The 13,835-nt window shown below is 72.3% G+C and carries 11 protein-coding genes; 4 read left to right on the top strand and 7 right to left on the bottom strand.

The annotated features are described in order from the left end of the window. Positions 1-13 precede the first annotated feature (13 nt). The 4 genes from EIZ62_RS19995 to EIZ62_RS20010 all read right to left on the bottom strand — a co-directional run bounded on the left by EIZ62_RS19995 (position 14) and on the right by EIZ62_RS20010 (position 6,124). The gene (locus EIZ62_RS19995) at positions 14-1,795 is read right to left on the bottom strand and encodes an LCP family protein (protein WP_156694016.1); all 1,782 of its coding nucleotides are present in this window, start codon (positions 1,793-1,795) and stop codon (positions 14-16) included. 29 nt (positions 1,796-1,824) lie between these two features. Next, positions 1,825-3,609 carry an LCP family protein gene (locus EIZ62_RS20000; protein WP_156694017.1) on the bottom strand — a complete coding sequence of 595 codons (1,785 nt, stop codon included), beginning with the start codon at positions 3,607-3,609 and terminating at the stop codon, positions 1,825-1,827. A gap of 233 nt (positions 3,610-3,842) precedes the next feature. Continuing rightward, positions 3,843-5,267, bottom strand: coding sequence for an LCP family protein (locus tag EIZ62_RS20005; RefSeq protein WP_156694018.1), 1,425 nt, complete (start codon positions 5,265-5,267; stop codon positions 3,843-3,845). A 104-nt stretch (positions 5,268-5,371) separates the two neighbouring features. Beyond that, on the bottom strand, positions 5,372-6,124 hold the full coding sequence (locus EIZ62_RS20010; RefSeq protein WP_156694019.1) for a TIGR03089 family protein: 753 nt from the start codon (positions 6,122-6,124) through the stop codon (positions 5,372-5,374). A 126-nt stretch (positions 6,125-6,250) separates the two neighbouring features. On the opposite strand from EIZ62_RS20010, the gene EIZ62_RS20015 reads away from it, so the two are divergent. The 3 genes from EIZ62_RS20015 to EIZ62_RS20025 all read left to right on the top strand — a co-directional run bounded on the left by EIZ62_RS20015 (position 6,251) and on the right by EIZ62_RS20025 (position 9,976). Next, complete coding sequence (locus EIZ62_RS20015; protein ID WP_156694020.1) at positions 6,251-7,690, top strand: N-acetylmuramoyl-L-alanine amidase; 1,440 nt, start codon at positions 6,251-6,253, stop codon at positions 7,688-7,690. Positions 7,691-7,817: 127 nt separating this feature from the next. Continuing rightward, the gene (gene manB, locus EIZ62_RS20020) at positions 7,818-8,900 is read left to right on the top strand and encodes a mannose-1-phosphate guanylyltransferase (protein WP_156694021.1); all 1,083 of its coding nucleotides are present in this window, start codon (positions 7,818-7,820) and stop codon (positions 8,898-8,900) included. A 77-nt stretch (positions 8,901-8,977) separates the two neighbouring features. Next, positions 8,978-9,976, top strand: coding sequence for a DNA-3-methyladenine glycosylase family protein (locus tag EIZ62_RS20025; protein WP_156694022.1), 999 nt, complete (start codon positions 8,978-8,980; stop codon positions 9,974-9,976). A 38-nt stretch (positions 9,977-10,014) separates the two neighbouring features. Here EIZ62_RS20025 and EIZ62_RS20030 read toward each other — a convergent pair whose 3' ends face one another. The 3 genes from EIZ62_RS20030 to EIZ62_RS20040 all read right to left on the bottom strand — a co-directional run bounded on the left by EIZ62_RS20030 (position 10,015) and on the right by EIZ62_RS20040 (position 12,855). Then, positions 10,015-11,316 (bottom strand): coenzyme F420-0:L-glutamate ligase, encoded by a 1,302-nt coding sequence (locus EIZ62_RS20030; RefSeq protein ID WP_156694023.1) that lies wholly within the window; start codon positions 11,314-11,316, stop codon positions 10,015-10,017. Next, positions 11,313-12,269: a 2-phospho-L-lactate transferase gene (gene cofD / locus EIZ62_RS20035; protein WP_156694024.1), complete on the bottom strand. Its 957-nt coding sequence runs from the start codon at positions 12,267-12,269 to the stop codon at positions 11,313-11,315. The genes EIZ62_RS20030 and cofD overlap by 4 nt, the downstream gene beginning before the upstream one ends. A gap of 67 nt (positions 12,270-12,336) precedes the next feature. Continuing rightward, entirely contained in the window at positions 12,337-12,855 is a 519-nt protein-coding gene (locus tag EIZ62_RS20040) for a cysteine dioxygenase (protein WP_156694025.1), read from the bottom strand. 685 nt (positions 12,856-13,540) lie between these two features. Here EIZ62_RS20040 and EIZ62_RS20045 point away from each other — a divergent pair. Further along, complete coding sequence (locus EIZ62_RS20045; RefSeq protein ID WP_023588371.1) at positions 13,541-13,804, top strand: WhiB family transcriptional regulator; 264 nt, start codon at positions 13,541-13,543, stop codon at positions 13,802-13,804. Positions 13,805-13,835: the final 31 nt, after the last annotated feature.

The following is a 13,835-nucleotide window of genomic DNA, read 5'->3' on the forward strand; positions in this document are numbered from 1 at the left end:
GTCGTCCCGCCCGTCACCAGGTGAAGTTGGGGTCCACCGTCATACAGCCGGACTGGTCGGCCCGGCTGGTGTTCGACCCGGGCGCCTTGCCGGTGGCCTTCGGCTTCGGGTAGGTGTCGCCCTCCCGCCAGTCGGCGCCCACGACGAGCGTGATGCCCGTCACCTGGTCCGTCTTCTTCACCGAACCGGCCGGGATGCCCAGCGCCTTGGCGACCGCCTGGGCGTCGCCCTCCAGGTCCGCGCTCGGGAACTGGACGGTCGTCTTGGCCGTGCGCGGCGTGAGCGTGTCGGCCTTCGCCCGCGTGTAGCCCTTGGCCTCCAGCAGCCCCGCGACCGTGGTGGCCCGCCCCTGGGCCGAGCCCAACTGGTCGGTGTAGGTGCCGTTCCGTACGGTGACCGCGGTCTCGGCGGGGGCGGCGGCGGGGTCCTTGCTGGCCGCGGGCTTGGCGCGCTTGGACGGCTTGCCGTCGAGCGGGATGTCCTCGCGGATCATCCGGAACAGCTCCTCGGCCTCACCGGGCGTCGGCTCGACCTTGCCGGCCTGCCGCGTCGAGTAGAAGTTCGGCATCGTCGTCATGGTGATGCGGCCGGTCGGGACGCTCTTGAGCTCCTCGGCCAGGTCGTACAGCTTGCCGATGGTGTCGAGGCCGTTGTCCACGGTGAGCGCGTCGGTGGCCGCCTCGGCGAGCTTGCGCAGCTTGTTGGGGTCGGTGAGCTTCGCGTTCTTCCGCAGCTCGCGCACCATCGAGTTCATGTACATGTGCTGCGCCTTGGCCCGCTCCAGGTCGGTGCCGCCCACCCAGCCGTACCGGGTGCGCAGCCACTGGAGCGCCTGCTCGCCCTTGATGGGGTGCGTGCCCCTGGCGAGCTTCAGGCCCGAGCCCTTGCCGTCGGAGGTGCGGGACTCGATGTTCTTGTCGACGCAGACGGGTACGCCGCCGACCGCGTCGGCCATCGACACCACACCGGCGAAGTCGATCATCATGAAGTGGTCGATGGGGATGCCGGTCAGCTCCACCCAGGTGGCCACCGTGCAGCCGGGACCGCCGCGGTCCAGCGACTCGTTGGTCTGGGCGAACTGGCGCGCCCGGTAGACCTTGCCGTTGCTGTCCCTGCACTCCGGGATCTTCAGCATGGTGTCGCGGGGCATGCTCACCACGGAGATGTTGCTGCGGTCGGCGGAGAGGTGCACCAGCATCTGTACGTCGGCGAGGGGCGGGCCGTCGAAGGTGTCCCTGCCCCCGCCGAGGTCCTGGTTCGCCTTGTTGTCCCGGGCGTCCGAGCCGATCAGCAGGATGTTCAGCGGCGTCTGGCCCGCCGCGTTCGCCTTGTGCTCGGGCATGTTCTTGCCGAGCGTCAGGTCATCCTTCTTGATCTTGTCGTTGAGGTGCTCGTAGTACAGGTAACCGGCGCCGGCCGTCCCGAGTATGAGGAGCGACAGCACGGAGGCGCTCCACCGGAGCACCCGCCGCTTGCCACCCTTGCCGCTCCTGCCGCCCGGTCCTCCGGTACCACCGGCGCCCGCACCGGCACGCCGGCGACCGCCGCCGGCCCTGCCGCGGCGGTGCCCCCGCCCGCCGCCGCCGACCGCATCGGCCGCGCCAGGCGCTTCGGCCGCCTCGGTCGTACCGGCCGCACCCGCGGCGCCGGCCGGGGCCGTCGCGCCCGCCGGTCTCGCCGGGTCGTCCGTGCCGCCGGACGGCGCGTCGTCGTACAGACCGTCGTCCCAGCCGAGTTCACGGGCGTGCGGAACGCCTTTCCGCGTTCCCTCCCCACGCACGCTGCTGCGTCCCACCCCAGGTCCCCCTGTCGTTCAGGTACGCGTCATTCCGCGCATACCTGTTTGTCTGCCACTACCTTCTGCACACCCTCCGGCGCCTTCGCCGGACCGGTGATGGGCACCCCCGCGCCCTTGAAGTCCCCGCCGAGGGTGAGCTTCATCGGCTCCGTCTCCCCGGCGTCCTTCGTCCCCTGCTTCAGCGCCGTGGCGGGCAGACCCATCAGATCCGCGAGCTTGCGGGCCTGGTCGGCCTGGTTCGGCGCGAACTCCACTGTCGTCCTGGCGATTTCCCGCGGGGCGTTGCTCCTGTTCGAGGACTTGTAGACGCCCTGGTCGTTCTGGAGCCAGTCCAGGGTCCGCTGCGCCGCGCCCGTCTTGCCGCTGCCGTTGTACACGTCCACGCGCACCTCGGAGACGTCCGCCCGCGGCCCCTTGAGCAGCGCGGCCTGGGCGTTCTTGGCGTCCTTCTCCTTCTTCTTCACCTCGGTGAGCGAGACGTCGTTCTGCATCATCGAGAACAGCGGCTGCGCCTTCGGCTCGTCGACGACGACCGTCGCCTTGACCGTCTCGGCCGGGTTGTCGATAACGGGAAGCGTGGTGAAGGTGATGTTCTTGGGGTTCACCTTGGCCAGCTCGGAACCGAGGTCCTGGAGCTTCTTGATGCTCCCTATCCCCGTGTCGACCGTGAGCGCCTCGGTGGCCGCCTCCGCGAGGTCCAGCATCTTGGACGGACTGGTGAGCGTCTCGCTCGACTTCATCTTGCGGATCATCGAGCTGAGGAACTGCTGCTGCGTCTTGATCCGGTCCAGGTCGCTCTCGTTGCCGAAGGCGTGCCGCGTGCGGACGAAGGCCAGGGCGTCCTCGCCCTGGATGATGTGCTTGCCCTTGCTGAGCTTCAGCTTGGACTGCTTGTCGTCGACGTCCTTGGCCACGCACACCTCGACGCCGCCGATCGCGGTCGTCAGGGTTTTCACCGCGTTGAAGTCGGCCATCATGAAGTGGTCGACGGTGATGCCGGTGATCTCCTTGACCGTGCGCATGGTGCAGCCGGGGTCGCGATCGGCCTGCCCGAGGCTGGTGTTGAAGCGGACGTCCTGCTCGCCCGGGATGACCTTCGTGTCGTCGCCGGTCTTCGTCTCGCAGTCCGGGATGTCGGTCTTCAGGTCCCGGGGGATGGACATCGCGGTGGCGTTGGTCCGGTCCTTGGAGACGTGGAAGAGGATCGTGGTGTCGGCGTGGCCCGCGCTGTCCTTGTCGCCGTAGCCCGCGTTGCCGTCCCCCGTCCGCTTGTCGGTGCCGATGACCAGGATGTTGATGGCCTGGTCCTTCTTGAAGCCGCCGCTGCCGGCACCCGCGATGTCGACCGTGCTGATGTTGGAGTTGAGGTGCTCGTAGTAGGCGTACGCGGTGATGGCGAGCGCGAGCACCAGGCCGGCCGTCACGCCGCTGGTCCACATCAGCGCCTTCTTCTTGCGGGACTTCTGTGGCTTGCGCTTGCGGCGCCCCGCCGGGGACGAACCGCCGTCACGGCCCGGCGCGTCGGGGGCGCCGGGAGTGCGGCGCCTGCGCTGGCCGGGGACGGTACCGCGTCCCGGCGCGGTCGCCGGGGAGCCGTTCCTGGACCCGGTGGAACCCTTTCGCGACCCGGTGGAGCCGTTTCCGGAACCGGTGGAGCCGCGTCGGCCGGTGGTGCGGGAGGACTGCGCCGGCGGCGCCGAATGCCCAGCGGAATTGTCCAGTCGCAGTTCGTAGTTACCGGTCTGCGGGTTGAGTACCCACTGGTCGGCGGGGTCGATGTCGTCCGCCCGTCCACGGCTGTGCGCGTCCACGGTTGCCTGAGTCCTCCGTCGGTGCCACGCGAGGCGCCTCCCCCCAGGCGCTCGGTTCCACGATCCTCGAGTGCGCGACCTCACGGCCGGGTGCACCGGATCGCGTCACACTATCCGCCCAGTTCAGCGTGGGGCGACGTCCGTGACAAATTCCACGCCCCTTACAAGCGGGCAATACGCCCAATCCGCCTGGAGTGAGGCGTTCTCTTTGGGCATCGCTTTACTCGCAGCGACTACCTGCATGTACCAACGGCGGCGTTCGTCCCCGCGAACGTCGGCGTCGCGGAAGGGCTCGTATCCCTCTTGCGGCGGGCCGCTTCCCCGGGCTCTTCGCTGCCCGCCTCGTTCTGGGGCACCACCGCGACCGGTTCGTCGTCCCGCAGTCGCTTGAACAGGCTGTTCGCTCGAGGTTGTACGAGTTCGTCGCGGTTCGGATCGTTACGGTAGGGGCGGCGGGGAACCGTCAGGAACTGCACCTTTTCGGTGGGTACGCTGCGCAGGGCGCGCGACAGGTCGTACAGGTCCTTCAGCGAGTCGAGGCCCGGGTCGGTCGTCACGGACTTGGTGGCCGCGTCGAGCACCGGGTAGAGGCGCGTCGGGTTCAGCAGCACCCCGTTGCTCTGCACCTTGTTGACGAGTGCGCCGAGGAACTGCTGCTGGCGGTTGATGCGTTCGGTGTCACTGCCGTTGCCGAGGGTCTTGCGGGCCCGGACGTAACCGAGGGCCTGCTCGCCGTCGAGCGTCCGGGCGCCCGGCTTCAGGTTCACCTGCGCGTCGCGGTCCTTGATGGGCTTGGCGACGCAGACGCGCACGCCACCGACGGCGTCCACCATGTCCTTGAAGCCCCGGAAGTCGATCACCACGTGGTGGTCGACGCGGATGCCGGTCAGCTTCTCCAGCGTGCGGACCGTGCAGGCGGTGCCGCCGAACTCGTACGCGAAGTTGAACTGGGCGTACTGCGGAACGGTGCGGGAACCGTCGCGCTTGCGGCAGCCCGGGATGTGCACCATCAGGTCGCGCGGCACGGACACCGCCGTGACGCCCCGCCCGTGGGCGGCCAGGTGCAGCAGGATCGTCGTGTCGGAGCGCTGGGTGCCCTTGTCCCGGCCGTACCGCGCGTTGCCGCTCCCGGCGCGGGTGTCGGAGCCGATGAGCAGGATGTTCCGCGCGCCGCGCACCAGGGAGCTGGGGCGCTCACGCGCGTACCGCTCCAGCTCGGCGGCGGCGGAGACGTCGGTGGTGATGTTCGCGTCCAGCTTCTTGTACAGCCACCAGCCGACCCCGGCCGCCGCCAGGACGACGACGGCGCCCAGGAACGCGATGACCCGCAGCCCGCGCGGCCGGAACCGGGCCCGCCCGCCCGTAACGGGGGGAGGCGCGGCGGGCGGGGCGGCGGCCGGGGGAGGCGGGGCCGGCTTCGAGGGGCGCGCCCCCGCCCCGGCCCGGACGCCTCCCGCCGGCGGGTTCGGCGGACGGCGGCGGCGCTTCTTGCCGGACCGGCCGCCCTTGCCGCCCCTGCCGTTGCGGCCCGTGCCGCCCGGCGCGGGGCGGGCGCCGCCCGTGGGCGGGTCCGACGGGGCGTCACCGGCTGGGGTGCCGGGATCGGACGTCCCCGACGGGGGGTCCGGCTCCGGGGGCGTACCAGCGCTGTCCGTCACGTCGTCCGTCCGTCCTTCACACGAGGGGTGTGGGACCGATCATCCATCGCGGACGGCGCCGAACCCCCTGGGACTCGGCTCGCCGTGCGCCGGACGGGTGGACTTCACACCAGAGTGCTGGTGATCCGCTCGCTCTCGACCCGCTTCGCGAGCCCGGCCGGCGACAGCTGGTCCAGGTTCCGGCACAGGACGACGGACGCGCCGGAGGCCAGCGGCGCGTACAGCCCCGCCGAGACGCCGTCCCACGTGTCGTACGGGAGCGCCGACAGCAGCCGCGCCCCGCTCGCCAGCCCCATCCGCAGCGCGTCCTCACGCGCCCGGTCCACGAGGTCCGCGCCGCTCAGCTCCGTACCGCCCACGGCGAGCGCCGGGCCGGCCGGGTCCACCGGGGCGTACGGGGCGAACACGTCGCCCTGCGTCGGCACCTCGACCGCGTAGTCCTCGTACCCGTCCGGCGGCGACGGGAAGCGGCGCCCCAGCGGCGCCAGGGACAGCGCCAGGCGCTCGCCCCGGCAGGCCAGGCCCTCGTCGAGGCGGTCGGGCCCGGCGACGACGTGGTCCGCGGCGGCCGGGTCACCGCCGAGGTCGGCGACCACGCCCACCGACGAGCAGGCGACCAGCCAGACGGCGGTCTGCCAGTGCGCCGGCAGCAGCAGCGCGACCCGTTCGCCGGGCTCGGCGGACAGGTGGTCCTGGAGGAGGTTGGCGGTCTTGGCCACCCAATTGGCGAAGGTGGCCACCGACAATTCGACGCGCTCACCGGTGGCGTCGTCGTAGAAGGTGACCAAGGGGCGGGAGGGATCCGCGGCGAGGGCGGATCGCAGCAGGTCGGCGGGGGTGCGGTCGCTGGCGTTCACGCGCGCCAGGGTACGCGCGCGGCGCGGGAGGGGTCCGCCGTACCGGTGACGGCGTCCTCCGGTCGGCCCGATGGGGCGTCAGTTGCTTGCCGGGCGGGGCGCGTCCGGCCCGCTCAGGATCGCCCCATGCGTGCCTACCTTGCATCCTCGATCGGCGTCGCGTGCGCCGCGGCCCTCGTGCTCCCGCTCGCGCTCCCCGCGAGCGCCGCACCCACCGTGTCCCGTACCCCCGCTCTCACCGCCCCGGCCGGCGAGTCCGCGGTCCCCGGCTCCACCCAGTCGCTGCCGCTGCGGTCCCTGCCCTCCGAGCGGGCGACCGGCGCCGCCCGGCAGGGCCTGGCCCGGTCGGACGTCCGGCCGTTCTCGCTGGTGGGCATCGTCTGGGACGACCCGGAGGCCGAGCTGAACGGCTCGGTCCAGGTCCGTACCCGCGCCATCGGCACCGGCGCCTGGTCCGGCTGGCAGTCCGTCGAGACCCACAACCACGCCCACGCCGCCGACCCAGGTACGCCCGAACGCGACTCGGGCACCGTCCGCGGCTCCACCGCCCCGCTGTGGGTCGGCGCCTCGGACGGCGTCGAGGTGCGCGTACGGGCCGAGGCGCCGCGCTCGGGCACCGGCCCCGCCGCCCTGCCGCGCGGCATGCGCATCGAGTTGGTCGACCCCGGCGACGAGCCCGGCACCGAGCCCGCGGGCGAAGTGGACCCCGCCACCGACCCCGTCGTCGACCCCGCCGGCGAGGACACCGCCCAGGGCCCCGAGGTCCCCGAGGGCACCGACACCGGCACCACCTCCGGCCAGGTCCCCGCCCCGGCGCTCACCGCCGAGGAGTCGGCCGCCTCCGCGGTCAACGCCGAACTGGCCCCGCTCGGAGCGACCGAGATCCCGGAGCTGACCAAGGAGCAGACGGACGCGGAGCTGGCCGAGCAGTTCGGTGAGGAGGCCGCGGCCGCCAAGCCGTACGTGGGCCCCCGCCCGCGCATCGTCACTCGCAAGGGCTGGGGCGCGGACGAGAAGCTGCGCGAACGCGACTTCGTCTACACCAAGTCCGTGCAGGCGGCGTTCGTCCACCACAGCGCCACCGGCAACAACTACACCTGCAAGCAGGCGCCGTCCGTTCTGCGCAGTATCTACCGCTACCACGTCAAGAGCAGCGGCTGGCGTGACATCGGCTACAACTTCGCCGTCGACAAGTGCGGAAACATCTACGAAGGGCGTGCGGGAGGCGTGGCCAAGGCGGTGCTGGGCGCGCACACCCTGGGCTTCAACACCAACAGCATGGGCATCGCCGTCCTGGGCACGTACAGTCAGTCCACCCCGCCCTCGGCGGCGGTGACCGCCGTCGCGCGGCTGACGGCGTGGAAGCTCGGGCTGTACGGGAAGGACCCGCGCGCGAAGACCACGCTGACGTCGGGTGGCGGAAACCGCTACAAGAAGGGCACCAAGGTCAAGCTCAACGTCATCTCCGGTCACCGGGACGGCTTCGTGACCGACTGCCCCGGCACCCAGCTCTACAACAAGCTCGGCACGGCCCGGAGCGCGTCGGCCAAGTACCAGGGCCGGTGACGCCGACCGGAGCGGCGACCGGGACGGGGACGGCTGTACCGAACGGTCTGCATACACTGTCCGGTCGTATCGGTCATATGACCGATGTGGCCCATCGACCGGACCCAGCAGGAAGCAGAGACGACAGGTGACAGAAGCGATCCTCCTGGTCGGTGGCAAGGGCACCCGGCTGCGTCCGATGACGGTCAACACGCCCAAGCCGATGGTCCCGGCGGCGGGCGTCCCGTTCCTCACGCACCAACTGGCCCGCGCGCGGGCGGCGGGCGTCGAGCACATCGTGCTGGCGACCTCGTACCTGGCCGAGGTGTTCGAGCCGTACTTCGGTGACGGCTCCTCGCTCGGCCTGCACATCGAGTACGTCACCGAACGCGAGCCGCTCGGCACCGGCGGGGCGATGCGCAACGTCGCCTCCCGGCTGCGCTCGGGGCCGGACGAGCCGGTGCTCATCTTCAACGGGGACATCCTCACGGGCCTGGACATCCGGGCCCTGGTGGACACCCACGAGACGTCCGGCGCGGACGTCTCCCTCCACCTGACCCGGGTCGAGGACCCGCGGGCGTTCGGGCTCGTGCCCACCGACCCCACCGGCAGGGTCACGGCGTTCCTGGAGAAGCCGCAGACGCCCGAGGAGATCGTCACCGACCAGATCAACGCGGGCGCCTACGTCTTCCGGCGCTCCGTCATCGACACCATCCCGGCGGGGCGCCCCGTCTCGGTCGAACGCGAGACGTTCCCCGACCTGCTGGCGAACGGCGCCCACCTCCAGGGCATGGTCGACTCCACGTACTGGCTGGACCTCGGCACCCCGCAGGCCTTCGTGCGCGGCTCGGCCGACCTCGTGCTGGGCCGCGCCCCGTCCCCGGCGGTGCCCGGCCGCCGCGGCGACCGGCTCGTCCTGGACGGCGCCTCCGTCGCCACGGACGCCAAGCTCACGGGCGGCACGGTCATCGGCGCCGGGGCGACCGTCGGCGAGGGCGCCCGCGTCGACGGCAGCACCGTCCTGGACGGCGCCGTCGTCGAGGCCGGGGCGGTGGTCACCGACTCGCTGATCGGCGAGGGCGCGCGGGTCGGCGCCCGCACGATCCTGCACGGGGCGGTCGTCGGCGACGGCGCCCACGTCGGCGCGGACAACGAGCTGCGCGACGGCGTGCGGGTCTGGTGCGGCGCCCGCCTGCCGGACGGCGCGGTGCGGTTCTCCTCGGACCAGTAGCGCCGGGCCGGCGGGTTCCTCCCGCCGGGGCGGGGGTCTACCCTCGTAGGGACCCCGATCCCGAGGACCGTAATTCCGTGGCAGGCCGTTACGCCCCGCGCCCCACCCGCACCACCGTGCGCGGCGGACACGTCGGCATACCCGCCGCCCGCCCGGCCCCCGCCCCCGCCGCGTCCCGCACCCGGAGCTGGACCCCTCCGTGGCCGCTGGACCTCGGGCTGGTCCTCGGCCCGCTGCGGCGCGGACCGGGCGACCCCACGTTCCGTACGACGCCCGACGGCTCCGTCTGGCGAGCCTGCCGCACCCCCGAGGGGCCGGGCACGCTGCGCGTGACCGCGCGGGGCGGGGCCGTCGAGGCGGAGGCGTGGGGCGCGGGCGCCGACTGGCTGCTGGACCGCCTGCCCTCGCTGTGCGGGGCGGACGACGACCCCGGCGCGTTCACCGCCCGCCACCGGCTGCTGGCCGTCACCGAACGGCGCCGCCCGGGGCTGCGGCTGACCCGCACGGGCCTGGTCATGGAGTCGCTCATCCCCTCGGTCCTGGAGCAGAAGGTCACCACGGACGAGGCGTACCGGGCGTGGCGCCTGCTCGTACGCAGGTTCGGCGAGCCCGCGCCGGGCCCCGCCGACCGCCTCCACGTCATGCCCGAGCCGCGTACGTGGGCGCTGATCCCGTCGTGGGAATGGCACCGCGCGGGCGTCGACTCCAAGCGCTCCGGCACGATCCTGCGCGCCGTCCGGGTGGCGAACCGCCTGGAGGAGGCCGCCACGATGGAGCCCGAGCAGGCGGTGCGGCGCCTGGAGCTGATCCCGGGCATCGGCCCGTGGACGTCGGCGGAGACGGTCCAGCGCAGCAACGGCGCCCCCGACGCGGTCACCACCGGTGACTACCACCTGCCGAACATCGTCGGGTACGCCCTGACCGGCCGCCGGGGCGCCGACGACGACGAGATGCTGGAGCTGCTGGAGCCGTACGCGGGCCAGCGCCACCGCGCCGCCCGCCTCATCCTGCTCAGCGGCAACACCCCGCCCCGCCGGGGCCCCCGCTTCACGCCGGGCAACATCGCGGCGCTCTGACCCCGGGACCGCCGCCCGGCCCCGGAGACGGTCCCGGCTCAGCGCACCTCGACGAACCCGTCCGCCTCCCTGGGCGTCCGCGGCGTCGGCGCGGTCGCGGGGCGGCCCACCGCGACGGCGCCCATCGGGTCCCAGTCGTCCGGCAGGTCCAGCACGTCCCGGACGACGTCCCGGCAGAACATGGTGGACGACACCCACGCCGACCCCAGCCGCTCACCCGCCAGCGCGACCAGGAAGTTCTGTACGCCGGCCCCCGCGGCGACCACGAACATCTCCCGCTCCGCCCCGTCCCGCCGCGCGTCGCCGTACCGGTGCGAACCGTCCATGACCAGGCACGGGACGACCAGGTAGGGGGCGCGCCGCAGGACGTCACCGCGGCGCACGCGCCGGGCGACCGCCTCCTCGTCCCGCCCGTCGGCCCGCAGGTCGGCGACCCACGCGTCCCGCATGGCGTCCAGCAGCCGTACGCGCGACTCCTCCGACTCCAGCAGCACGAACCGCCACGGTGTCGTGTGGTGCGGCGCGGGCGCGGTCAGCGCCGCGGCGACCGCCCGCCGCACGGCGCCCGGGTCGACGGGGTCGTCGGTGAACTCCCGTACCGTCCGCCGCTGCGTCACCGCCTCGCGGACCGCCTCGGACGTGCCGAGCCGGAACATGTCGCTGGCCGCGTCCCGCACCAGCGCGCGGGCCCCCTCGCCGGCGTCCGGCACCACCAGGTGCCCGAGGCCCCGCACCACCGCGACCGGCAGCCCCGCGGCCTTGCCCTTCACCAGGTCGCCGGCTGCGGCCAGCTCGTCGGCGCCCGCGACCACGGTGGCGACGAGCGGGTTGCCGTACGCGTCCGTACCGCCGCGCAGGTCGTCCAGGACCCGCACCCCGGCCGCGCCGATCGCCACGTCGGTGACGCCGCTGCGCCACGGCCGCCCGAAGGTGTCCGTGACGACGACGCCGACGTCCACGCCGAGCGCGTCCCGCAGCCCGTCGCGGATCGCGCGGGCGGAGGCGTCGGGGTCCTCGGGCAGCAACAGGACCGTGCCGGCCGGGGTGTTGGACGCGTCGACCCCGGCGGCGGCCATCACCAGGCCCCGCCGGTCCTCGACGATCCGGAGGGACCCGCGCCGCGCCACCACGCGGACCGTCTCGGCGTCGATCGCCGCCTCGCGGTCGTCCGCCGTAACGATCCGCCCCTCCGCCTTGCTGACGATCTTGGAGGTGACGAGCAGGACGTCACCGTCCACGAGCCCCGGTTCGGTGGCCGCGATCAGCTTGGCCAGGTCGTCGCCGGGCCGTACCTCGGGCAGTCCGGGCAGGGCCCACACGCGGTAGGAGGGGGCCGTCACGCGCGCACCTCCTCCGCGAGGGCGAGCGCCTCGCGCGCCATGGCCGCCGTGGCGTCCGTGTCGGTCATCATCAGCGGCACCGCCCGGCACCGGATGCCGGCCGCCTCGACGTCGCCGACGGTGCCCGCGTCGGTCGTGTCGACGAGCCAGCCGTCGAGCAGTCCCGAGCCGTAGTGCTGGGCGACCGCCGCGGCCGTGGACTCGACGCCCACCGCGGCGAGCACCTTGTCGGCCATGCCGCGCACCGGCGCGTCCCCGACGATGGGGGACAGGCCGACGACCGGCACGCCCGCGTCGGCGATCGCCTCGCGGATGCCGGGCACGGCGAGGATCGTGCCGATGGAGACGACCGGGTTGGACGGCGGGAACAGGATGACGTCGGCCTCGCCGATCGCCTCCAGCACGCCGGGCGCGGGCGTGGACTGTTCGGCGCCGACCGGCACCACCGCGTGGGCGTCCACCGAGGCGCGCAGCTTCACCCAGTACTCCTGGAAGTGCACGGCCTTCCGCTCGCCGTCGACCTCGATGGCGACGTGCGTCTCGACCCGGTCGTCGGACATCGGCAGCAGCCGGACCCCCGGCTTCCAGCGGGCGCACAGCGCCTCGGTGACGGCGCTCAGCGGGTAGCCGGCGCCGAGCATCTGGGTCCGGACGATGTGGGTGGCGAAGTCGCGGTCGCCGAGCCCGAACCACTCGGGCCCCACTCCGTACGCCGCGAGTTCGCTCTTGACGTGGAAGGTCTCGTCCGTACGCCCCCAGCCCTGCTCCTCGTTGATGCCCCCGCCCAGGGTGTACATGACGGTGTCGAGGTCGGGGCAGACCTTCAGCCCGAACAGATGGATGTCATCACCGGTGTTGCCGATGACCGTGATGTCCGCGTCGGGCGCGGCCTGCTTGAGGCCGCGCAGAAAACGGGCACCGCCGATGCCGCCGGCCAGAACCACAATGCGCATGGGGCACAGTCTGTCAGCCGGAGCCTGATCGTTTGAGGGGTGGTGGGCGCGGCGGCGGGCCGGCCCGTCAGACGACGGCGACGTCCTCGTCCGCCGGGGCGGCGCAGGCGGTGGCGTGCATCGGCATGTCGGTCAGGCCCGGGTAGTAGACGTGCAGGCTGACGGCCGGTTCGAGCGAGTCGTTGACGACGTCGTGCGCGTACCCGGGGGCGAAGACGCGCTGTGCGCCACTGGTGAGCACGCGGGCCCCTTTTTCCGTACGTTCCGTCAGTTCGCCGTCGAGGACGGTCAGTACGCCGGAAGAGTCGCCGTGATCATGCATACCTGTGCCCTGTCCGGGCACCCAGGACAGCAGCCACACCTCGTAACCCGGTCCGGTGCGCAGCCGGTGGTACCAGCGGGTGGTGGCGTCGTACTCGACGAGGTGGGCCCACTGGGTCCGGTCGGCGGCGATGGAGCGGGCCAGTCCGGCGAACTCGGCCACGGTGGAGGGATGGGCCTTGGCGGGCTGCAGAAGGTGCTGTACGGCGAGGATGTCGCCGGCGATCTGGAGGTCGCTGTCGCTGGTGGGGCTGTCGCTGTTCATGGGGTGCGGGGTTCCTCGAGAGAAACGGGTCCGGAAACCGGAAGCGGTACGGGTACACGCGGGGAAGGCGGAAAACAGGCGCTGGGGAGAGGCGGCTGGAGCGCTACGGCATCAACAGCTGGAACAGCGACAGCGGCAGCGACACAGCGGCTGGAGAGCCCGGGCAGCGCTGCGGGACCCACCGGTGCGGGTCGCGGGGAGCACTGAGGTCGCTGGCATGCCATCAAAGGTGACCGGCCGGATTCCGTCTGTCAACCCAATGCCCGGTTTGGCCGCAATGTTTCACCTCATCCGGTTACTCCGTCCGGAGAAAGGTTTGTGCTGGCGGAAGCCAGGACACATGCCGCTGCAACCGTCCGCACAAACGTTGCCGCGCCGCCGTGACCTGACTGTGATCCGGGTCGCTTCGCGGGTTCGACCGCAACAAGATCGAAGCGGCGGGCGTCCTCCCTGGAAGAGGTGGTGAAAGGGGGGATGCGGGCGGGGCGGTGGCATGTGTCTCAATTTTGCTGATTTGAACACTTTCCGCATAGCCTTGGTTCCGCAGAGTGAATACCGGGCCCAATAGCAGATCCCAGCTTGACTGGCCCGGAGCACCGCACTTGTAATTTCACTCGTGTCGTTCGGCCGGAAAATTCGACAAACGGCCACTTCACGGGGACGCAAAGACCGACGAGGGGCGCACATGACCGAGTTGTTCCAGGAACTGCTGGTCGAGGACGCGGATGAGGAACTCGGCTGGCAGGAGCGCGCCTTGTGCGCCCAGACGGATCCGGAGTCCTTCTTCCCCGAGAAGGGCGGATCCACTCGCGAGGCCAAGAAGGTCTGCCTCGCCTGCGAAGTCCGTTCGGAATGCCTCGAGTACGCGCTCGCCAATGACGAAAGATTCGGAATCTGGGGCGGGCTGTCGGAGCGGGAGCGCCGCCGGCTGAAAAAGGCCGCGGTCTGACGCCACCGCCCGCCGCCCTCCGGCGCCGCCG

Source organism: Streptomyces ficellus, from assembly GCF_009739905.1.
In the GTDB taxonomy this organism is placed as follows: Bacteria; Actinomycetota; Actinomycetes; order Streptomycetales; family Streptomycetaceae; genus Streptomyces; species Streptomyces ficellus_A.

What these genes read in the sequence shown, in the direction of transcription:
- EIZ62_RS20015 (WP_156694020.1), top strand. Translation starts at nt 6,251, where the DNA reads ATGCGTGCCTACCTTGCATCCTCGATCGGCGTCGCGTGCGCCGCGGCC.
- cofD (WP_156694024.1), bottom strand. Translation starts at nt 12,269, where the DNA reads ATGCGCATTGTGGTTCTGGCCGGCGGCATCGGCGGTGCCCGTTTTCTG.
- EIZ62_RS20040 (WP_156694025.1), bottom strand. Translation starts at nt 12,855, where the DNA reads ATGAACAGCGACAGCCCCACCAGCGACAGCGACCTCCAGATCGCCGGC.
- EIZ62_RS20045 (WP_023588371.1), top strand. Translation starts at nt 13,541, where the DNA reads ATGACCGAGTTGTTCCAGGAACTGCTGGTCGAGGACGCGGATGAGGAA.